The following is a 21,611-nucleotide window of genomic DNA, read 5'->3' as shown; positions in this document are numbered from 1 at the left end:
GGTCTGCCTGCACTACAGTCTTTAATTTATGCATTTTTTAGCAAAATTGGGCCCATTTTTTCAAAGACTAAAATAAAAATGGCCCGTAAAAACGAGCCATTTAATCTATTATCAATACAGATTTCATTCAGCGGTAAAGGCTTAATCCATCAGTTATTATTATTTAAAAATTCAATTAGCGCTTCATCTTTTTCTTGTGGCAGCATAATGCGCACATGAACGTAAAAGTCAGCGCGGCCGCCTGTTTTTAATGGCAAGCCCTTGCCTTTTAAACGCAGTACACGATCAGAACTTGACCATGCAGGAACTGAGACGGCAACACGGCCATCAAGGGTTTCTACTTCTTCCTTAGCACCAAGCACTGCATTTTTTAAAGCTACCGGCAAATCAAGGTGTATCTCACGACCTTCAAGCCTGAATTTGGGATGCTTTTTAAAATGAATGGTAATCAAGGCATCACCATTGGTTCCACTTGGCATAGCCTCGCCTTGACCTTTTAAGCGAATAACTTGACCGTCTTCTACAAATTCCGGCAATTTTATTTTGAGGTTTTTACCATTAGGAAATATTGCTTCAACCTTATCAGCGCCAACGGCCTGTTCAAGGCTAATTGAAATTGATGCATTAATATCATCGCCTTTACGCTTTGGTTGAGCACGATGAGCCCCGCCGCCAAAGGGGGATGATGCACCACGACCAAATATTTCGCTGAAAAACGAATCATCAGCGTCAAAACCGCTAGTACTAAAGCCTGATGTGCGTCTACTGCCGCCAAAATCTCCAAAAGGACTACCGCCGCCTGTCCCTTGAAAACCTTGATAGGTTGGCTTACCTTCACCATCAATCTCACCGCGGTCAAACTGACCACGTTTTTCCTTGTCACCTAAAATTTCATAGGCCTGACTAATTTCGGAAAACCGTGTCTGAGAATTCTTATCATCCTTATTATGATCAGGATGGAATTTCTTGGCTAATTTACGAAAAGCCGATTTAATCTCTTCCGGTTTTGCCGAACGTGCAACGCCTAAAACCGTATAGGGATCGCGCATATTGTCCTCTTTCTCGTGGCGGCATCAAGCAGGCCACATCATTAAATTCTAAAACCTGCCAATGCTCATAAAATAAATTTAAAGCAATTAATTGACAATCGCACTTTTAAACGTTCCTCTACCTATCATAGCTTTTGCAGCGTTTCTAGTTATCAACGCGCAGAGATAAGGCATGAACTATAAAATTTCCCCGCATGGCATGAATTACTATAATTGGGTAAATATCAAGTCTAAAGAACAATTAAATATGCGATACTATGATTTGCATAATATATATGCAGCAATGTTGGTTTTTGCGAGTGCTAACTATATAATTTTTAAATTTTTATGTATTTTTATCATTTATGCGTCTAGTGAGCAAAAAATAAAGTCAAATAGATTTTGAAATCGATATTTTCTGCAATATTAAATTGTAAAAAATAAAGCGCTGACTTTAATAATCAGCGCTTTATATGTAATCTAAAAAATGTCGTTAAATCACAATATAAAAGATTAATAATCTTTTTCGTAAAAGACACCAACGCTTGAATTGGCATCAGACCCAACCGCGCCTTTCGCTTTTAAGTTTTTGGTAATATCAAGATTAATTGTTCCTTTGGTATCGCCGCCAGAACCTGCTTCCACACCAAGATAGATATTATCCCTGATATAACGCCCAGCTCGTACGCCAGTATTCCCCTTAGCATCGGTAACAACGTCAAGATCATCAAGGCCGGTGGCAGAGCGTAAACTACCCATCAAGGAATTATTCGTAAGGCCGGCAAGCTCTGCTGCGGCAGCCGCAAGCTGGGCAATCTGGAAGGGTGATAATTCACTGATTGAGCGATTGAAGATTAGCCGTGCCAACACTTCATCTTGTGGCAATTCAGGCTGTGAGGTAAAGCTAATGTCAAGATCGCTTGGCGTACCCTTCACCGTAACCGTAACAGTGGTATCATCGCTTTGCGTGTTAGCAACAAAGTTGATGTCTGGGTTAAAGTTACCGCTCATCGTCACTTGGCCTTCTTCAAAGGTCAAACGCTGTGTTAGAATTTCCAAGCGACCGCGGATCATGTTAAAGCCACCGACAGGGCGAATATCACTTACCGGCCCAACAAGGCGCAAAGTCCCACCAAGCTCAGTATCAAGACCGCGACCGCGTACAAAAATCTGGTTAGGGGCACGTATCATTAGATTAAGTTTTGGCCCATTAACACGGGTATTTGCAGCTTTTTCAGTCTTTGTTTGCGGCTTAGTTTCAATGCCAGCACGTTCTAAAGTGGTTTCAATTGGCTTGGTCATGTGCTTATGTTGGACGTCAATTTGTGCTGCACCACCAAAACTATCAGGCACGCGAATTTCTGCCTTTTCAATCAATACATCACCGCCAATTTCAACATCGCTCATTAATGGACCTTTGGCAGTTACATGACCATTAACTGTCACCACCACCATATTATTGTCATTATAGCGTAAGTGATTGAGATTAATGGTAATATCAGCCGGCATGCCTTGAGCAACATTGATAGAAATTGTGCCGCCGCCACTCATTCCGCCGCCACTTGCTGAGCGAGCCGAAATATTAGATATGGTTACGGTTTCGCCACTCAAATTACCAGAAAGTGCAATTTGTGTGAAACGAGCATTTGTTTCTGGATCTAAAAATTGACCATTTGCGACTTCAAAACCGCCGCCAAGCTCCGGTTTGGTAAAACTACCCGCAACGGTTGCATGAACATTTAACGCACCTGAAAGCTGAGCGCCGCGCTTAGCAAGGAACCGATTGGCAAGTGCCAAGGGTGCATTACCATTGATTTTTAAATCAAGACCATTGCCCGATACTGGCACTGTACCGCTTGCATTTATTTTCAAGTTTGAAGGGCCATTAACTTCTAACGCACCAATGGTTGCAATATTATTGTCAAAACTTCCCTGCAATTTTACACCAATAGGTGCAAGACCATTATCTTTTAATACTGTGGTCGATATGCCTGTTGCTTGCGCATTAAAACTGGCTTGCGGGTTTTTGAAGGTTCCGCCAATATGGGCGTTACCTACCACTTGCCCTGCAAGATTTTGCCCTTTGACAATGCTATTGGCAAGGGCAATCGGCAATTGAGTTAATGCTACATCAACATCAAGCCCTTGTTTAGCAATATCAATATTGCCTTTAGCACCAACATCTAAGCCGCCACCAACAATACGTGTTGCAATGCTTAAAACATCACCATTCGTATTACCATCAGCAGTTAATGTTAAGGCTGGTAAGCCATATTTAATTGCTGGCTCTGCAGTTAAATCATCACCTTTGAGGCTAAAAACAACATTGGGTTTAGCTTTTGGTCCACTAATTTGCGCCTTACCATTAATAACACCGCGTGCGGCAAGCTCTGGCATAACCATGTTGGCAACCGATAAAGGCAGCGCATTAATGTCAACCGCCATATTCATGGTATCATGCACTGTACCGCTTACTGCAATTTTACCGCCGGCAACGGCCAATAATAATTGGTCAATGGTAATAGCGCCGCTTCCGGCTAATGAAATAGTGGCAGGTTGCAACAATTTGACATCCATTGCATTTTGCCGCACTTGCGCCTGACCAAGGGTTAATTGCCAACCATCATTATCAAGTGGTTTTAACGCACCGCCTACATCAATATTAGTATTGTTTTCAAGTTTGGCCGTTGTTGAAAAATGCGACGCACCATTTTCAACCGTACTAACAAAATTAACTTCATTAATTTTGACAGAACCTGCAATAATCTTTGTACCGTTTAAGCTACCTTCAGCTTGCGGAACACCAAAAAGATCAATGACATGAACCTTGGCATCAAGATTACCAAGCTTATTGCCTGCAACATCGATATTTTTTGCATTGGCAATTAAAGAGGCATTTTGTTTGCCATTTTCGCCATTAAGGCCAATATCAGCTAAGGCTTGCCCTTTACCGTTCATTAAGCCAAGAGCTACCAATGGTCCAATATCAGGACTATCCAAATGGAATTTTCCATCAATAAGCCCATTAAGATTATGAATCAACGAACCGCTAAGACTGGTTTTACCAAGAGTTACATTTAAACTATCCAATGCAAAACCTTGTGGCGCTTGTTGAAAAGCTGCATCTAACGCAAGAGGCTGATTGTCAAAGCGACCATTAGCAAGGGAGAAACCTGAAAAATTGCTTTTCAACTGGCTTGTGCTATCTAAAATACCGTTGAATGCAAGATTAAAATTTTCAAGTTTACGCCCTTGCAATACAGCATTTTTGATGGTGGTCGTAGCGCCAATAGTCAAGAAAGAATTATGGCCGCGTAAAGCTGCACGAACATCAACCCCACCTTTAATTTGCGGGTTGATAAGTTGAAGATTACTTAAGCTTATGCCAAAATCCATTAAAGCAGAGGAGCTTCCCAAATCACCATTTGCAGAAATGCTGACATCCTTATTGGCAATTTTTAATTCACGAGCATGAAGACCATAGCTATCACGGCCAATGCCGCCAGATAGAATTACTTCGCTTGCCAAAATGCGGTCAGCAATTTCAACACCAGTTTTAATGCCGCTTGCCTTACCATTTAAAATAATATTGGCAGCACCGGTTGCAAGCTCAATATTACCACTCATGGTAAGATCGCTAGAGCCTGCAAGATTACGACCTGCAAGACCTGAAAATGGCGCAAGGCTTTGTGCCTTTAAACCAATGTCACCGCGAAAGACCAAACGATCAACTTCACCTTTTAAAAAGAGGAGAAAGCCGTTTGCACTTACATCAAACTTATTAATGATAATCGGGGTTTGTGGTTTGATATCAAGGTTGACATCAAGGGCAATTTTATCACCCAAAGCATTACTGGCATCACTTGAAGAAAGACCTATATGATTAAGACCACCTTGGGCTAAAACTGTAACATGGCGGCTTGCGGGCATATCAAGATTTTGTGCAAGTCCACCTAAGTTAATGGTCACATCACCAGCGGTAAAACCCGTTGTTGCCAGCTTATTAATAACTAGCTTGCCACTCCAATTATCAGTATTTGGGCTACCATAATCAATATTAAACGCCATATTTTGTATGGTTGTTTGACCGCCAGAAACTGGCAAAATCAATGCGCCACCATTTTCGGCTGCTAATTGGGCATTAACATTGAGGTGGCGCAAAAAACCATCACTTGCTGTTTGCGCAGTGGCAGCAACCTTGATGGCTTTGCCATCAATTGTCATTGAATGCAGGATAAATCCACCGGCATCAAGGGTTGATGCATCAACGGCCAAAGCTGTCTCGCTACCAAAAAATGGGCGATATTGTTGCGGCATTAATATAGCGATGGGGCCATTCAATTTGACGCCAATATTACGTCCTTTTTCATCTTTTTTAAGGCTCACATTACCATTAACAACTGATTGACCTGCTGCATCCATAGAGATTTTAACATCAAGATCATCAATGGTACCATCGCCCTTAACGCTCATAATTAATGCAGGGCGGCCTTCAATATTTAATAAATTAGCTGCAATACCATTTTGCGGTTCATTTAAATCGAGATCGATTTTTACGCCGCCAGTCTTATTGGAATAATCAGCAATCAGTGTAAAGCCGCCCTGTCCATCAAGGCGCTTAATCGCAAATTTAGAGCTTAATTCACCACCTGCAAGATTAACGCTACCATCAAGAGAAACCGTTGCTTGCAAGCCAAAAAGGTCTTTACCTAGCATTAATTCATTAGCAGTTAATGCGCCAACTTCAACCGAAACCGGCAGTTCTGGTAACGAAAATCCCTTTGCTTCTGGATCAGGTATGGTTGGCGTTGTATCGGGTAGGGGTTTGCGATAAACATCAATTTTTTGGGCTTTAAGACTGTTAACAGAAATGCGCCCACGCAAGAGCGCCAAACGATTCCAGTCGAGCTCAGCTTTTGAAATTTTAAGCCAAACGCCTTGGCGGTCAGCAATCGTGATTGAGCCAATTGACGCAGTTGAAGACAAAGCACCACTAATATCTGAAATAACGATTTTGCGGTTAGGGGTGGATAATTGCTGCTCGACAAAGGTCAAAAACCAAGATTTATCTTCGTCTGCCTTTTGACTATCCGTTGTATTTTGTCCATCTGTCGCATTTTGGGCAATGGCGTTGCCTAAGCTCGACATGCTCATCACAAAAATACTCATGACAAAAATAGCAATCATTCTTGCTAATTTAAAATATGTATAATTTGCCTGTTTCATCACTTGAGCATATCCATTTATTTTAAAGCGTCACTCTCAAAAAGTAAAAATACTAACCATCTTTACGTTTGAAAATATTTTACTTCGTTAAAAGCCTTATTAAACACTTAAATTTGAGTGTCTTTGCAGTTTAAATGCCGCATGAACTTTGTGTTATTAAATTTAATAGCTATATTAACACACTTATATTAAGAAACTTTTATTAAAAAGCTTGTCCAATACCAATATAAAAACCAAGCTTGGGGTCACCGCTTTCGCGTTTTGTCGGCATAGCAACATCAAACCTCAAAGGACCAAGCCCTGTCTTATATCTTACGCCAACACCTGCACCAATTTTGGTATTTTCATCAAAATCAGGATAGGAATTTTCACCAACAACACCAGCATCAACAAAGCCGACAAGTCCAAGACTTTCGGTAATCATGCCGCGCGCTTCAAGCGAACCTTCGACCAATGAGCGACCACCGACAATATCACCCGTTTCTTTTTTGACACCAATATTGCGATAACCGTAACCACGCACCGAGCCGCCACCACCAGCAAAGAACAACATGTTTGATGGAATTTGCGAAGCATCAGGTCCAACAATGGATCCAACTTTGACACGCCCTGCTAAAACATAGCGATTACGTTTATCAAGCGCGTAATAAGTGCGCCCTTCAACCGTGCCTTTGCCAATAAAATTACCATATTCAGCTTCATAAACTGGCTCTAATACAACTTCGCCATAAAAACCACTGCTTGGGTCGGTCTTGTCATTGCGGTTATCATAAAGTAAACCACCCAATAGACCCATTGTGGTAAAATTACGCGCCCCATAATAATCATCTTTTGACCGAATGCGTGCAGCATTTGCGTAAATACGGCCAGATAATTCATCATTAAACATATGGGTGAAGCCCGTTTGTAGATAAATACCAGTGGCGGTATAATTATCAACTACCTCACGTTCACCTTTAAGGCTGGTTATAAAATCTGTATCTGGTGTAAAGACACCCGGCTTTGTAAAGGTTGTACCTAGCAAATAACTATAATTTTGCGGATTATAAGAATCGCTTTGGCTACCACCAATACCGCTAATTTTCGCATCAAAACGCAAGCGCTCGGCACGGCCGAACAAGTTGCGATGCATCCAATAGGCTTCAAAACCAGCACCATCAAGGGTTGAATAATTGGCACCAACACCATAACGGCGTGGCGGACGCTCATCAAGTACAAGGTTTAACGGCAAACTTCCATCGGCTTCAATTTCATCAGCTTCGCGCACATTAGCGGCGCGGAAAACTTCTAAGCGTGCTAAACGCTTATTCGCTTTTTTAATGTCATCGGGGTCATATTCTTGTCCCTCTTTTAAACCTGTCATCCAAGCCACAAAGGCCGAATCCATACGCGCGCGTTTGGAAATATTACTAACCGTCAACGGGCCCAAATGCGCAAGTCGTCCTTGGTCAACATCAATGACAGCATCAATAGTATTATTGGCGTGATCGGCAACAACTTCGCGATTGGTAACTTTCGCTTTAGCATAACCTTGCTGACGCCAACCTTCTACCGCTAGGGCTTCTGCTTTAAAAACAGTACCCGATTTTGCAACATCACCAACTCCATAACCTTGATCTACTGGTAAGGGAACCTTGTCTTTTGGATCATTAGTAGGCGGCGCTAATTCATGCACTGCAGCGCGCGAAAACTTGTATTCTGGCCCACTATCAACCGTAATAACAATTTTGGTATGGTCTGGAAATTCAGCATCAATTGGAAAGTCTGATGCTTCTTTACCGTCAATGGTAATTGAAATAACGCCGCCATAACGGCCTTCTGCATAAAGTGCTGCAAGAATTTTATTGTAATCACCCTTTGCTCGCGCCAAAAGACCTGCAGAGCCTGATGCCGCCTTATCTTCTTCGGCAACCAAGGATGAGGCATCTTTAGCGGTTGATTCTCCCTCTTCAGGGGAGCCAGGAGCTGATTTTACTTCAACTTCATAATATTTGGGCGTTCCAATCATATCAGGGTCAACTTTGACTTCTTTTTTACCCCATAAATGGATACCAAAAAGATCAAAAGCTTGCGCCTCAACCGGTACTATGCAAGCAAATGAAAGCCCCATCAGCAATGTTAGTGCTGAAGCGGTAAGACGCAGTTTATGATGCGTTTTTAGTATTTGCATTGCTTGTTTTTTAACCCAATTTCTTAATAAAACACCAAAGTATATATAACCATAGTGCAACTTTTTTCATAGCATGTTGCCGCCCAAGACAAAAGCTGACTTTCTATAATGTCCAACATCTTTGTCAAAGAATGGTTAAACATGGCACATGTGCAACATTTTTATACAAAAAAAATGCTACAAGAGGTTAAATCGCGTTACAATTAGGCTGTTTAATGACTAGCCACCGCAAAACCTTGCAATAATCCTTGAATTACTCAACGTCATCCACATTTTTCTAAGACTTATTCAAGCCATTATCTTAAAATTGGCTATCAAATGTATTTGTTCTCTTATTGTTCTTGATTTTTATGGCATTATATGATTTGCTGGCTAAGGATTAGGTTTGTTGTAACTGTGCAAAATAAATGCGCTCCAGACTTAAACAGGGGAATAATTCTATGCTGCCAATAATAGCTGCGCAGAATTAACGGTTATACTGAGATTAGCAATATCCATATCGCGTCTTTTGGTTTTTAAATATATGAGGATTTTAAATGGCTGTTTACCAAATTAAGATTTTGGGTGGTGATTTTGAAAAAGGTAAATACGGTGACTTTTCATCTAATGAACTGCACTTAGCCCCTGCTGGCTCAAAAATAAGAAAAACAATTAAGCTAGAAGATATTGAAAGCATCGCTCCAATGACTGAAAATTCAACGGGGCTTGGAACTGCTGTCATGACTGGTTTTGTTGGTGTCGCCGTAAAAGGCTTGACTGTAGGTTTAAAAGACACAACATTTACTTGTGTTATGAAAGACGGGCGCAAACTGGTTGCAACAATGCCAAGCAAGGGTTACTGGGAAATACATGCTGCGCTAATGTAAAATAAAGGGGATATTGCGCTCCTTTGTTCAATTCCGGAATTGCTGTTTCTATTGCTACTGCATTGCTATTAAACATATTATCGGGGGATAATTATGGTTGCACGGATTACTACCGTTGCCTTTCGCGGCATTGATGCTTTGCCTGTTGATGTACAGGTTATGATAGCCCCCGGTAAAATGGGTATGTCTATTGTTGGTCTTGCTGATAAGGCGGTGGCAGAAAGCCGGGAGCGTATTCAGGCAGCTTTACATGCCAGTGGTCTTTCTATGCCGGTAAAGCGTGTAACGGTTAATCTTGCTCCTGCAGACTTGCCAAAAGAAGGCTCCCATTATGATTTACCGATCGCCATTGGCTTAATGATAAGCATGGGGGTTTTACCAAAAGACATTAGCGAGCGTTATATTGCCCTCGGCGAACTATTCCTTGATGGTAGTATCGCGCCTGTTAGTGGTGCTTTACCCGCAGCCATGTTCGCGGTGGGGATGGGGCGTGGGTTAATTTGCCCCCATGATTGCGGCGCAGAAGCGGCTTGGGCATCTGATGAGCTTGATATTTTAAGTCCTAAACATCTTTTACAACTTGCCAATCATTTTAAAGGCGCACAAATATTAGTGCGCCCGCAAATTCAAGCGATAACCAAACAACATGCAATGCCAGACCTTGCAGATATTAAAGGACAAGAAGTTGCAAAACGCGCCTTGGAGGTTGCGGCGGCTGGGCGGCATAATCTTTTATTTATTGGTCCACCAGGATCAGGAAAATCAATGCTTGCAGCGCGCATGCCTTCAATTTTACCAGTACTTGATGCAAGAGAATTTTTGGATGTATCGATGATTGCATCAATCTCAGGAGGTACGCAAATACAAGGTGATAATACGGCCAATTCTTTATCTATGCAGCGCCCCTTTCGCGCGCCACACCATTCAGCGTCCATGGCCGCAATGATCGGCGGCGGCCTTAAAGCAAAGCCTGGTGAAGTTTCTCTTGCTCATAATGGGGTGCTATTCTTGGATGAATTTCCGGAATTTTCACCACAAGTACTTGATTCATTGCGCCAGCCTTTGGAAAGTGGTGAAAGTGTTATAGCCCGTGCTAATCATCATATTAGCTATCCTGCAAATTTTCAATTAATCGCAGCAATGAACCCTTGTCGTTGTGGTATGGCCGGAGAACCAGGTCATGTTTGCGCGCGTGGCCCCCGTTGTGAAAGCGATTACCAAGCCCGCATTTCTGGGCCACTCCTTGATCGCATTGACCTTCGTATTGAAGTTCCTGCACTCTCTGCTCGTGATTTGATGAGGCCAGCGACCCCTGAGCCAAGCGAAAAGGTTGCTGCACGCGTGGCTAACGCAAGATTGATACAGATAAGACGCTTTCAAGCCATGGGACTAAATGATATTCGCACCAATGGCGATTGTCCGGCGGCAATTATTGAAAAAATTGCTCTACTCAATAATGGTGGGCAAGCATTGCTGCATGATATGGCGGAAAAAAAACGCCTTTCAGCACGCGCTTATCACCGCGTTTTAAAGGTTGCACGTACTATTGCTGATCTTGACAATAGTGAAAAATTAAGCCGTAAACATTTGGCAGAAGCCTTATCCTACCGCATTGGCAATGAAAGGTTTTCTAAGGCAGCTTAAAGTTTAATATTTTGATTTATTGCAATCTTTCTAAAAAAATGAAAAAGCATTCCAATCTTGATTCTAGCATGATTTATTGTCGTGATAGAAAAATATCATTATAGGTTTTTGATAAAGGCAAAGATAAAAAGGGTGTGTTTTCATTATCAAAATAATGCTTGATTTAAATAATGTCTCTCGTAAATTGCGTGCATGATTTCAGCCCAAAACGCTTTTAAACGCTCTCTTAAAAGTCGTGAAACTTCAAGGTGACAACCAAAAATTGTTTTGCCACCTTGCAATGTAAAAATTATTCTGCCGCTGTGTCTGTTGGTTTTATAGCATTATGGCGGCCAAAATCGGGTGCATCAATTTCTTGACCTGCTTCAATAATACCGCGTCTTACGGCACGTGTACGGGTAAACAAGTCAAAAAGTGCATCGCCATCACCCCAACGAATTGCTCGTTGCAATGAGGCTAAATCTTCTGAAAAACGCCCTAACATTTCCAATATGGCATCACGATTATGCAAACAAACATCTCGCCACATGGTTGGATCAGAAGATGCAAGACGTGTGAAATCGCGAAAACCAGAAGCCGAATAAGCGATAACTTCAGAATTGGTAACCTTTTCCAGATCGCTCGCAGTACCGACAATATTATAAGCAATGATGTGCGGCAAATGTGAAACGATAGCAAGAACCAGATCATGGTGCGCAGGATCCATGCGGTCCACTTTAGAACCACATGCCTGCCAAAAATCACTCAGCTTTTTAATTGCGTCTTCATTGCTATGAGCAAGTGGGGTTAAGATACACCAACGATTGACAAATAGCTCAGGAAAACCAGCATCAGGGCCAGAAAACTCGGTCCCTGCAATAGGATGACCGGGAATAAAATCAATATTATCAGGTAATTCTGGTTGCATTTGCGCGATAACAGATGCCTTGGTTGAGCCAACATCTGTTACTATCGCCCCGGCTTTTAAATATGGTGCGATGTCACGGGCAACCGCCCCCGATGCGCCCACTGGCACACTGACAATAATGAGATCCGCATCTTTGACGACATCACTATTTTGGGTTGAATAGCTATCGCCAAGCTGCAATTCTTCAGCCCGTTTAAGCGTGTCGGGGCTCCGTGTTGCAATCGCAACATGATTTGCTAAGTTGTTTTGTTTAATCACTCGTGCAAGCGACGAGCCGATCAAGCCGATACCGATCAGGGCAATTTTTTCAAATTTAATTTTAGACATTGTACTACTTCAAAAATTCTTTAAGAGCGGCGACTACGCCACGATTTGATTCCTCGGATCCAATGGAAAGGCGCAACGCGTTGGGAAATCCGTATCCCGTAACGCGGCGCAAAATATAACCATTGGCTTTAAGATAATCATCAGCAAATGCCGCTGATTTTTCTCGGTCAGCAGGAAAATGGATCAAAAGAAAATTTGTGACCGATGGCGTTATTTTTAAACCAAGCGCGGTTAATTCGTTGGTGAGCCATTCGCGCCATTGGCTGTTAAATGCAACTGATTTATGGATAAATTCGCGGTCACGAATAGCAGCCGCACCTGCCTTTTGCGCAGGTGTATTAACATTAAAAGGTCCACGAACGCGATCTATTGCATCAATAATATGGGTTGGCGCATACATCCAACCGATGCGCAGTGCGGCAAGCCCATAAATTTTGGAAAATGTTCGGGTCATGACAACATTGTCATTATTGGCGACAAGTTCAATTCCAGCCTCATAATCTTCTTGGCTGACATATTCTGCATAGGCTCCATCAAGCACTAAAAGAACATGTTTGGGAAGTCTTGCATGTAGTTCACGAATTTCAATCGCGTTTAAATAGGTTCCGGTCGGATTACCAGGATTGGCAATAAACACAATTTTAGTCTTATCACTGACACAATTAATAATTGCATCAACATCAATCTTGCAATCTTTTTCAGCCGCAACAACAACCTTTGCACCTGCGGCGCGCATCTGGATATCATAAACGCTAAAACCATGTTCCGTCATAATACCTTCGTCGCCAGCACCAAGATAGGTTTGCGCCAAAAGTGTCAATAATTCATCAGAACCATTGCCAGTCATGATGTTATTGGCGTTTAAGCCAAAAATATCGGCAATAGCATCTCTTAAAATAATAGCTTGCCCATCTGGATAAAGTTCAAGATGCCCTGCAGCTTGGCGATAAGCATCCAAAGCACTCTGGGGCGCCCCTAAAGGTGTTTCATTGGACGATAATTTATAGATTTTATCTGGCGTTTGAGCGCTATTTCCCTTTGAGCTACCAGGAACATAGGCAGCAATGTCCATGATACCTTTTCGAGGTTGTGGACGGTTGGCTATCGCATCAGATGTCATGGCTAAATACCCGCTCAAAGAATGATAAAATAAAATCTAGCCTGTCTTTTATAACAGCTGAAAAAAAATAGCAAAGAAAATGCCACATTTAATATTTATGAAAGTTGTATAATCAGGGGAGCGTGGAAGATATATCATGGGTGAGCACCCATATGTTTAAACATAAAGATAAAAACAATTTAAAAGCTATAATAAAAAATATTTTTTAATAATGATTAATGATAATTTGAATATAAATTTTTAGGAAGCCGATACAAAATCGGCTTCTATATAATGAGTAAAGCCCCAAAATTCAACAAAACCATCAGAGGAATTCCAAAAACCAATAATTCCTTTTATAACTTTACTCAATGAAAATGGCCTATCAACCTTTGTTGAAGGCGATTATTGACATAGGCGCGAATACCACCATGCAAAGCGCCGCCCAAGGTCATTAACATGGCTGTTGCCAACATTATGGTACCTGCAATCACGCCATTATCCCAAAGATCTTGCGTCATAGCTGCCGTACTGGTGATTGCAACGCCTATAAGCGCGATACATAAAACCATTTGCCAATAAGTCGTTGACCGACCACTAGTTGATGCTTTCCAAAGAGCAAAACCAAAGCAAGAGAAAAAAACAAGTAACGCCAAGAACATGATTATCATATCAGATGGTTGCCAAACGGCTGCTACATTATGTGTCATATGATCTCCAATCTTCCTCAAACTTAGGGCAGCTTTAATTGTTATTATTTAAAAGAAGTTTGTATAATTTGAAACTCAAATATTTTTAAATTTATGATATAAAACTTGTAATTCACTTTTTATTAAAATTTATAACAAAATAATGAGTGTATCAAATGCATGAAAAAATAATTATCCAATGATTTATACTATAAACTTTCGTAAGTTTAAATATTTTATTTTAAAAAAACAAAATTACAAAAAAATAATAAAAATTTAAAGAATTATATTTATATATATTAATATATGAATCATAAATATTTTTTAAGAAATAATATATTTATTCACTTTGTGATAATTTAATATAGTTTAAAGCTCGCAAATAGGTGTCGGCTTAATGAATGCATTTTGCAAATCTCAAAAATCAATGAGAGGCAAATTGAAGCAATTTCTCGCTCTTTCTAGATAAAGGAAATTTTCATATTTCCTGTGTGCCTTCCAATTTATATTTTTCAAGTTTTCGCAAAAATCTCTTTGTCTTGCGGCTGAGTTAATATGTTTTAATTTGAGGGTTGGGAATTAATTGAAGAAATAAATTAATTAGAGTGAATCCCAATATTGAAGCGACTTTGTTCAAACGAAACCAATTTAAAGAAATGATATATTTTTCCTAGTCCATTTTATATTTAATAAAATAATAATATAATAATATAAAAAATTTTAATTAAAAAAAATGTTATACCCTATAAAAAAATACTATGAAAATATACAATTCAATGTTGATTTTTTTGATTATTACTTATAAATCGGTATGGTTGCATAAAAGTGAAGATGCAACTTCCTGCAAATTTGAGAGGATTATTAAATGGCTCGGGGTGTCAGTTTAGTTAGCAATTGGTTGAAAAGTAACGGTGGAACAGCCTTCCTTTTTGGCACAAATGATGATGATTATATCAATGTCAAATATGACATGAATTCAGCCCGCTTTTCAGCGACTGAAATTCAATTAAATGATGGTAATGATAGTCTTTGGATTGGTCGCCGTATGAACGGCTATGGTAAAAATACCATCAAAGGCGGGAGCGGTAATAAGAATATTGCCGTGAATGAAGGTTTAGACGCTAATTGCGGTGCAGAAAATGTAATTGATCTTGGTGGTCAATCAGGTGATCGTCACAATTTGACTTTTGGTTATGTAACTTCAGCCAATGGCGGTCAAAATAAGATCGTAACACAAGAAGGCCTTGATAGCCTTGCATTTACGCATGCCATGAGAGCTCATAACCGTGGTATCAACTCCATTGATCTTGGTGACGGCGAAAAGAATCTTACATTCCGTTATGATGTTAACGCTTATGGTGGTGGTGCAAACTCAATTAATCTTGGCGTTGGTTCGCATAGCATTACAATCGGTACACAATTGGGTGCCTATTATTTAGGGCAAAGCGACATTACAACAGTTAGTGGCGATACTGTACTTAACATCAAAAATGCTATGTATAGCGATGGCACAAATAATATTCACCTTGGTTTTGGTAATCACGACATTACCATTGGTAATATCTTTGCTGCTGGCAATGGTTACAATTCTATCAAGACAGATGGTACTACTAATCTTACAGTAAATAATGATGTTGTAAGCTATCGCACCAATGAAATTTTGACCGGTGAAGGCCATGATAAAATTTGGATCAAAGGCGGCTTAAAGGCGATTTCTGGTGATAACATCATTGATACTGGTGCCGGTAACGACACCATCACTATTGATAAGGCGCTAAGAGCTGCAAGCGGCGATAATCGTATTACAACTGGCGACGGTGACGACCAGATTTTCATCAATGGCAGCGTTACATCTGGAGCACGCAACACTAGCTATCTTCATACCGGCGATGGCAATGATACTATTTCCATTGATGCAAGCGTTGGCAAATATGCATTAACTATTGATGCTGGTGCTGGTTATGACGTTTTAAACTTGCATGCTAATAATTATTGCGAATTTAGTGCCCGTTATAAAAATTGGATGACTGGCGTTGCTCAAAACAATGGTTTGGGTTTAACTGGCCTTGAACAGATTAATGTTAGTATCGATCGCGCTCATGGTCTTAACCAGATTGATTGGTTGACAAAAATCGTCAATGACTACAACTCTGATAATTCAAGCGATCAAATCCATATGGGTATTAATCTTGATACTTGGGGTGCCGCAGGTCGATTAAGTGATATCTTCACATCAGCTAATGAAAGTGCCATTGATTTTATTAGCCTAACCGGTAAAAATGCGAATACGCTTGCTATTCATAGTTCACTTGCATCCAATGGCTATGATAATGCAACATTGCATATCAATGGTGACGCAAATGATACCGTTGCTTTTGATCATCTTTGGACCTTGTCAGGTGCAAATGTAGTCGACCAAGATACTGGTATTGCTTATAACATCTATCATAATTCTTATAATGAAGATGTTTTTGTTCAGGCTGGCGTTAACGTCATTACAGTTTAATCATTGTTGATATTATTAAATTAGTATTAAGCTTAACCAATTGTCCTCGATCATATTCAATTATGATCGAGGATTTTTTGTACATTAAGTTTGTCAGCAATTGTAAATTAAATTAGCTATCGTATTTGATTAATTATTTTCGTACTGCACCATATCCATCACGATATTTCAATGGACCGCAGCGATCATTTATATTGTTTGGCTCAAACTCATTTTTTGTTTTTGAAAATTTGGATTGCGACAATGTTAGATTCAGATAGCTTTAATTTGCAGTTGGAATTTTCATTGTCAATAAATAGCCAACCCGTTTGTTTTGTGACTTCAGTTGCATAATTGACATAAATTTTACATTTATCATTTGCTAATTCATCTTTAATATTTCGTTTTTTTGAATCAAAAACGTGGCAATAGGCACTTTCGCATATAAGTAACTTAAACTCATAATCACGCTTAGTGTTTAACGATAGATAAAAACTTCCGATTTGCTGCGCAGTGTGACTATCTAAAATATAACCATCAACATCCATTGACTGTATAATTGAGTTATTAGCTATGCAAATAAACCCCCTGATGCGTAGCCATTCGCCATAATCGCCGTTTCCAGTAGGCTCATAATAATCAAATTGGCAATTTTCATATAATTCTATTACTTTTTTGCAACTTATTGAAGGGCAAGTGTAAATTGCTGTTGGTTGCTTTGAATAAGTTATTCCATCAAGAAATGAAAATGGCGGCTTGTTTTCATCCGCACTTAAGGGCGTACAAAATAATATACTGAAAAAACAAAAGAAAAAGATCCTAGAAATTTTTTCATTATGTTGCTTAAATTTATCTTCATTTTATTAAAGTAATATATTTTTATTGTTATTTCCATTTTTGATTAAGTATTCTTGTATAATTAAAGGAAAACTATTAATTTAGTCAAATTTATAACGGATATTTACAAGTTGCATTATTAAAAATCTGTCGTAGCTCGAATTTAAATAATATTTTATTTCACTAATATTGATGAAAATAGAGATTTTTACGGGGTGTATTCATGAAACGGTCATTTTCAAAGCTAGCTTTTATCTTGCTTTTATTGCCATTTTTATCTTCTTGTCGCACAATTTCAGATGATTTTAAAATTTTGGATATGCATCTGCAAGGTTTCCCCTTCACATCTCTTCAGCCTTATATGGTTTTACGATATTTTGAAGGTAAGCCCGTAAGCGAGCTTATTGCGATAACTGGTACGCCTAAAAATACGGTGAAAAAGGATGGTCAAACAACCTATTCATGGTCTAATCTTTATGTCGGTGAAGAAGATGAAACCTATACTGAAATTGAATGGGTGCCAAATGCTAATGGTATCGGTCAAACGGCAAATTACGTAACAAAAACCCGTACCACAGATGTCACCAAAATATGCTTTTTAAGAGTAACATTTAATAGTGATAATGTTATCACTAAAACAGAAGGTGATGAGGATGCAAAAGATAATAATTGTGGTGATGTTGGTCGCGCATTAGGCAGTTATGGCGACAAAAACCGCAAAATAATTCTCGCAGAACTGACCCAAAGAATTCGTATGAAACGTGGCAATACTGGGCGTTGATAAAACTAAAGAAAATAATTTATCTTATCCATAGGTAATACGCACTATTGCTAAAGTTGTTGATATTAAATTTAAAAAAATTGGTTTTAGTTATGATAATTACAAATTATGTGTCACGATTGATGCGGTTATCTTTTTTGATTTGCTTGAGTGGGGTGGTTTTAAGTGGCTGCATAGAAACCTTTGATGATAGATATAAGCCTTATTATAAGGTAGCTAAATCTTATAATTTTATATTGATTAATATGCTGAAAGATCGTTTCACGGGCAAACCAATTGACAGTCTAATTGACTTAATGGGCGAACCTTCAAGTACCCAGGGTGCTGTGCCACCAAGAGTAGGCTTTGAATACCACTGGGTATCAACCGAGACCCAATTAAATCCAAATTTTACCCATATTATTACAATATGCCATCTTATTGCTACAGTGAATGATGCAAAAATCATCATTGATGTAAGAACTGCCGATGGTGGTATTTGTGGTGATATCAAAACAAAGATATCAAATTATACTGGATAGATGGCCAATTTATATCCCAAATAGCTATCAAATAGTTTAACTCTTTATGTTATTGCTAATGCTTGACGGTGATCTTCGCCCCAATTTGCCATAGCGGTTAATATGGGTTCAAGCGTTTTACCGCGTTTGGTTAAGCTATAATCAACCCGGGGCGGCACTTGGGCAAAGATTTGTCGTAGGACTATGCCTTGCTCTTCCAATTCACGTAAGTTGGTAGTTAGCACTTTTTGCGAAATATCGCCAATGCTTTTGCGCAATTCGCCAAATCGTTTGGTGCCATTAAGCAAGTCGCGAATAATCAATGGTTTCCAACGATTGCCTATAATAAGCAAGGTAATTTCAACAGGACATGGTGGTAGCTTAAGCATTTTATACCCTTAATACTCGATTATTTAACATTAGTATCTTTTAGTAACCTATATAACAAAAAGGTGCTTACTTTACAATAGCGCCTATCATGCTATGGTTTGCGAAATAAGGAGTATTTATCATGAAAATAGCAATTATTGCGGCTAATGGTCGTGCAGGTCAATTAATAACTAAAGAAGCTCTGGATCGCGGCCATGATGTCACGGCGATTATCCGCAAAGGCAATGCCGCTGATCCGCGTGCAAAAACTTATATCAAGGATCTATTTGATTTGAGCTACCAAGATTTAGCTGATTTTGATGTTATTATTGATGCATTTGGCGTTTTTACTCCAGATACATTAAACCAATATCAAACTTCGCTTGCACATCTTACTGATATCTTGGCTGGTCACGCCAATCGTTTGTTAGTTGTTGGTGGGGCAGGAAGCCTTTATATGGATAAAAGTCACACGACACGTTTGGTCGATAGCTCAAGCTTTCCTGAAGAATATAAGCCCCTGGCGCTTTCTATGGCGGCAGCGCTTGATGCGCTTAAAAAATGTCGTGATGTCAATTGGACGTTTTTAAGTCCTGCAGCTGTTTTTATTGCGGACGGAGTTCGCACTGGAAAATATCAAGAAGGTGGTGAAGAGTTTATCGTTGACAATAATGGTAAAAGTGAAATCAGCTATGCCGATTATGCCATTGCAATGATTGATGAAGCAGAAAAACGCAATCACATCAAGCAACGCTATAGTGTCATTTCATAATAATTTATCAGGCAAATTGATGCAAAGAAACAGCGGTCAAATTAAAAAATCGACCGCTGTTTTTGCATTGTTCATGTAAAATACAAATTGCCTCTTCAAAGCCTCTGATAAAATGAACGTTTTGTAATCTATTTTAAATGGAAATATATTTAATCATAATAAATGATTATAATTAAAGAAAATTTTTTATATTACTTTAATAGTTTATTTTATAAAATTTTTAAAATATAACTTTACATTTACTTAAAAAATAATTAAAAAAGAACTAAATGGGGAGTATAAGTGTGAAAAAGTTTTATTTAAATTTGGTCATTATTTTATTTTGTGCACCATTTACAACTTCTTGTGGTGCAATTTCAGATGGTTATACTATCATAGATATGCGTTTGCAAGGTTCTCTGTCTCGACAGCTTAGCCTCGATCTAATATTGCGCTATTTTGAGGGAAAGCCAATAAGTGAACTTATAGCAATTACAGGCGAACCCGACAATACAAAAAAAGAAAATGGTGAAACAACCTATAGTTGGTCTAGTCCATATCCTGGAGAAAAACTTGGAACTTATAGAGGTTGGGATACCGTTCGTGATCCTACTAGCATGACAGGCTATAGCATGGAGTGGGTTACTGACATGCGTCTCATCCCGGCAACCTTAACATGTAATTTTTCGGTCACATTTAATAGTAACAACATCATTACAGAAACAAGAGCAGCTAGTGCAATGCCCACTAAAAATTGCGGAGAAGCTGGTATAGCACTTGGCAAATTTGGTGACCAAAACATCGAAAAAATTATAAGTGAAGTCACTCAAATAATTCGTGCCAAACGCGCAAATAATGCTAATTGATAGGGTTCTTAATTTTTTTGATGTTGAGTTCAAAATATCAGTTATGAAAAAATTTCAAGCATATCTTTATACTGGTTATGATCTTATTTTAGTGAGAGTATAAGTTTGGTTTTTTTCCTTGTTGGGGTATTGGCTGTTAGGTAAAGCTGACAGAGGCTATGATTGCTTTAATGGATAAGCCTTCGAGTACTCAAGGTGCATTGCCATCAAGAATAGGTTTTGAATATCATTGGGTGTGTGTAGAAACAGGCAACTAATATCCTTGCAGTTCGGTTCATATTTGCCATTTTTTTGTTATTGTTGATGATACAAAAGTTATCATTAATGTAAGAACTGCCGATGGTGGTATTTGTGGTGATATCAAAACAAAGATATCAAATTATACCGGTTAGAATAGTATCATAACAGTAGCGCTATTCTTTCGTGTCGTCTTCATTTTTTAGCATAATTCGCCCACGGGTTAAGTCTTTTAAATAATCCATGAAAGCTGGGAAATTGCTGTCGGGCATTTCAAGCTTTAAATCAACACCAGTCGCGCCAAATTCTTGGCTTAAAATCAATGCTTTATAATTTGCCAAACGGCTCTCAACAATTGGCCATTCTGAAAAATGCAACTCAATGTTGCATTTTGCCATTGCAATTATTTCAACAAGTTCGCCTTGTTGCAAACAGCGAGCAGCACCACCACCATAAGCACGCGCCAAGCCACCAGTGCCAAGCTGTATGCCGCCATACCAGCGGGTGGTAATTATGGCAACCTTATCGCAATCACGGCCTTCAATGGCATTTAAGATTGGTTTACCCGCAGTACCGGTTGGTTCCCCATCATCGCTAAAGCGATAGGCATTGCCAAATTTCCATGCCCAACAGTGATGGGTTGCTTCTTCACTAGCCTTTAACTGCGCTAGAATTGTGTCAAATTCATCGAGCGACGCAATAGGAAAAGCGCGGGTTAAGAACCGGCTTTTTTTTATATCTTCAATAAGTTCTGTTGGTTGTGCAAGGGTAAAGGGCATGGGATGTAATAAGTGGAAGGCTTTCAAAAATTTTGTTTTAAAATGCGCTA

Annotated in this window: 16 protein-coding genes; 7 read left to right on the top strand and 9 right to left on the bottom strand. The window is 39.4% G+C overall.

Features of this window, described 5'->3' with window-relative positions; translation table 11 throughout:
- Nucleotides 1–149: 149 nt before the first annotated feature.
- From N6A79_RS11950 to N6A79_RS11940, 3 genes are all read right to left on the bottom strand, one after another.
- Nucleotides 150–1,049, bottom strand: coding sequence for a J domain-containing protein (locus N6A79_RS11950; protein WP_268546114.1), 900 nt, complete (start codon nucleotides 1,047–1,049; stop codon nucleotides 150–152).
- A gap of 492 nt (nucleotides 1,050–1,541) precedes the next feature.
- Nucleotides 1,542–6,254: a translocation/assembly module TamB domain-containing protein gene (locus N6A79_RS11945; RefSeq protein WP_268546113.1), complete on the bottom strand. Its 4,713-nt coding sequence runs from the start codon at nucleotides 6,252–6,254 to the stop codon at nucleotides 1,542–1,544.
- Nucleotides 6,255–6,456: 202 nt separating this feature from the next.
- Complete coding sequence (locus N6A79_RS11940) at nucleotides 6,457–8,424, bottom strand: autotransporter assembly complex protein TamA (RefSeq protein ID WP_442784234.1); 1,968 nt, start codon at nucleotides 8,422–8,424, stop codon at nucleotides 6,457–6,459.
- Between the two features lie 536 nt (nucleotides 8,425–8,960).
- Between N6A79_RS11940 and N6A79_RS11935 the strand changes: the two genes are divergently transcribed.
- Both N6A79_RS11935 and N6A79_RS11930 read left to right on the top strand, forming a co-directional pair.
- The gene (locus N6A79_RS11935; RefSeq protein ID WP_262098119.1) at nucleotides 8,961–9,290 is read left to right on the top strand and encodes a hypothetical protein; all 330 of its coding nucleotides are present in this window, start codon (nucleotides 8,961–8,963) and stop codon (nucleotides 9,288–9,290) included.
- Between the two features lie 93 nt (nucleotides 9,291–9,383).
- Nucleotides 9,384–10,934 carry a YifB family Mg chelatase-like AAA ATPase gene (locus tag N6A79_RS11930; RefSeq protein ID WP_268546112.1) on the top strand — a complete coding sequence of 517 codons (1,551 nt, stop codon included), beginning with the start codon at nucleotides 9,384–9,386 and terminating at the stop codon, nucleotides 10,932–10,934.
- A gap of 289 nt (nucleotides 10,935–11,223) precedes the next feature.
- Here the strand turns inward: N6A79_RS11930 and N6A79_RS11925 are convergent, their stop codons facing one another.
- The 3 genes from N6A79_RS11925 to N6A79_RS11915 form a co-directional block, all read right to left on the bottom strand.
- Nucleotides 11,224–12,168 (bottom strand): prephenate/arogenate dehydrogenase family protein, encoded by a 945-nt coding sequence (locus tag N6A79_RS11925; RefSeq protein ID WP_268546111.1) that lies wholly within the window; start codon nucleotides 12,166–12,168, stop codon nucleotides 11,224–11,226.
- A gap of 4 nt (nucleotides 12,169–12,172) precedes the next feature.
- Complete coding sequence (gene hisC, locus N6A79_RS11920; protein WP_268546110.1) at nucleotides 12,173–13,288, bottom strand: histidinol-phosphate transaminase; 1,116 nt, start codon at nucleotides 13,286–13,288, stop codon at nucleotides 12,173–12,175.
- Nucleotides 13,289–13,635: 347 nt separating this feature from the next.
- Nucleotides 13,636–13,977, bottom strand: a complete 342-nt coding sequence (locus tag N6A79_RS11915) for a hypothetical protein (RefSeq protein ID WP_268546109.1) — start codon at nucleotides 13,975–13,977, stop codon at nucleotides 13,636–13,638.
- Nucleotides 13,978–14,821: 844 nt separating this feature from the next.
- On the opposite strand from N6A79_RS11915, the gene N6A79_RS11910 reads away from it, so the two are divergent.
- Nucleotides 14,822–16,462 (top strand): hypothetical protein, encoded by a 1,641-nt coding sequence (locus tag N6A79_RS11910; protein WP_268546108.1) that lies wholly within the window; start codon nucleotides 14,822–14,824, stop codon nucleotides 16,460–16,462.
- A gap of 209 nt (nucleotides 16,463–16,671) precedes the next feature.
- Here the strand turns inward: N6A79_RS11910 and N6A79_RS11905 are convergent, their stop codons facing one another.
- Nucleotides 16,672–16,989, bottom strand: a complete 318-nt coding sequence (locus N6A79_RS11905; protein WP_268546107.1) for a hypothetical protein — start codon at nucleotides 16,987–16,989, stop codon at nucleotides 16,672–16,674.
- Between the two features lie 512 nt (nucleotides 16,990–17,501).
- Here N6A79_RS11905 and N6A79_RS11900 point away from each other — a divergent pair.
- The gene (locus N6A79_RS11900) at nucleotides 17,502–18,059 is read left to right on the top strand and encodes a hypothetical protein (RefSeq protein WP_268546106.1); all 558 of its coding nucleotides are present in this window, start codon (nucleotides 17,502–17,504) and stop codon (nucleotides 18,057–18,059) included.
- Nucleotides 18,060–18,151: 92 nt separating this feature from the next.
- The gene (locus N6A79_RS11895; protein ID WP_268546105.1) at nucleotides 18,152–18,580 is read left to right on the top strand and encodes a hypothetical protein; all 429 of its coding nucleotides are present in this window, start codon (nucleotides 18,152–18,154) and stop codon (nucleotides 18,578–18,580) included.
- A 44-nt stretch (nucleotides 18,581–18,624) separates the two neighbouring features.
- Here N6A79_RS11895 and N6A79_RS11890 read toward each other — a convergent pair whose 3' ends face one another.
- Nucleotides 18,625–18,948, bottom strand: coding sequence for a winged helix-turn-helix transcriptional regulator (locus N6A79_RS11890; RefSeq protein WP_268546104.1), 324 nt, complete (start codon nucleotides 18,946–18,948; stop codon nucleotides 18,625–18,627).
- A gap of 122 nt (nucleotides 18,949–19,070) precedes the next feature.
- Between N6A79_RS11890 and N6A79_RS11885 the strand changes: the two genes are divergently transcribed.
- Together N6A79_RS11885 and N6A79_RS11880 are read left to right on the top strand one after the other, a co-directional pair.
- Entirely contained in the window at nucleotides 19,071–19,700 is a 630-nt protein-coding gene (locus tag N6A79_RS11885; protein WP_268546103.1) for an NAD(P)-dependent oxidoreductase, read from the top strand.
- A gap of 284 nt (nucleotides 19,701–19,984) precedes the next feature.
- Complete coding sequence (locus N6A79_RS11880; protein ID WP_268546102.1) at nucleotides 19,985–20,545, top strand: hypothetical protein; 561 nt, start codon at nucleotides 19,985–19,987, stop codon at nucleotides 20,543–20,545.
- 413 nt (nucleotides 20,546–20,958) lie between these two features.
- Here the strand turns inward: N6A79_RS11880 and N6A79_RS11875 are convergent, their stop codons facing one another.
- Nucleotides 20,959–21,588, bottom strand: coding sequence for an IMPACT family protein (locus N6A79_RS11875; RefSeq protein ID WP_268546101.1), 630 nt, complete (start codon nucleotides 21,586–21,588; stop codon nucleotides 20,959–20,961).
- Nucleotides 21,589–21,611 lie beyond the last annotated feature (23 nt).

It is taken from the genome of Bartonella sp. HY761 (assembly GCF_026743145.1).
Lineage (GTDB): Bacteria > Pseudomonadota > Alphaproteobacteria > Rhizobiales > Rhizobiaceae > HY038.
Note: the sequence above shows the minus strand (reverse complement) of the source record. Positions and strands in the feature narration are given on the sequence as shown.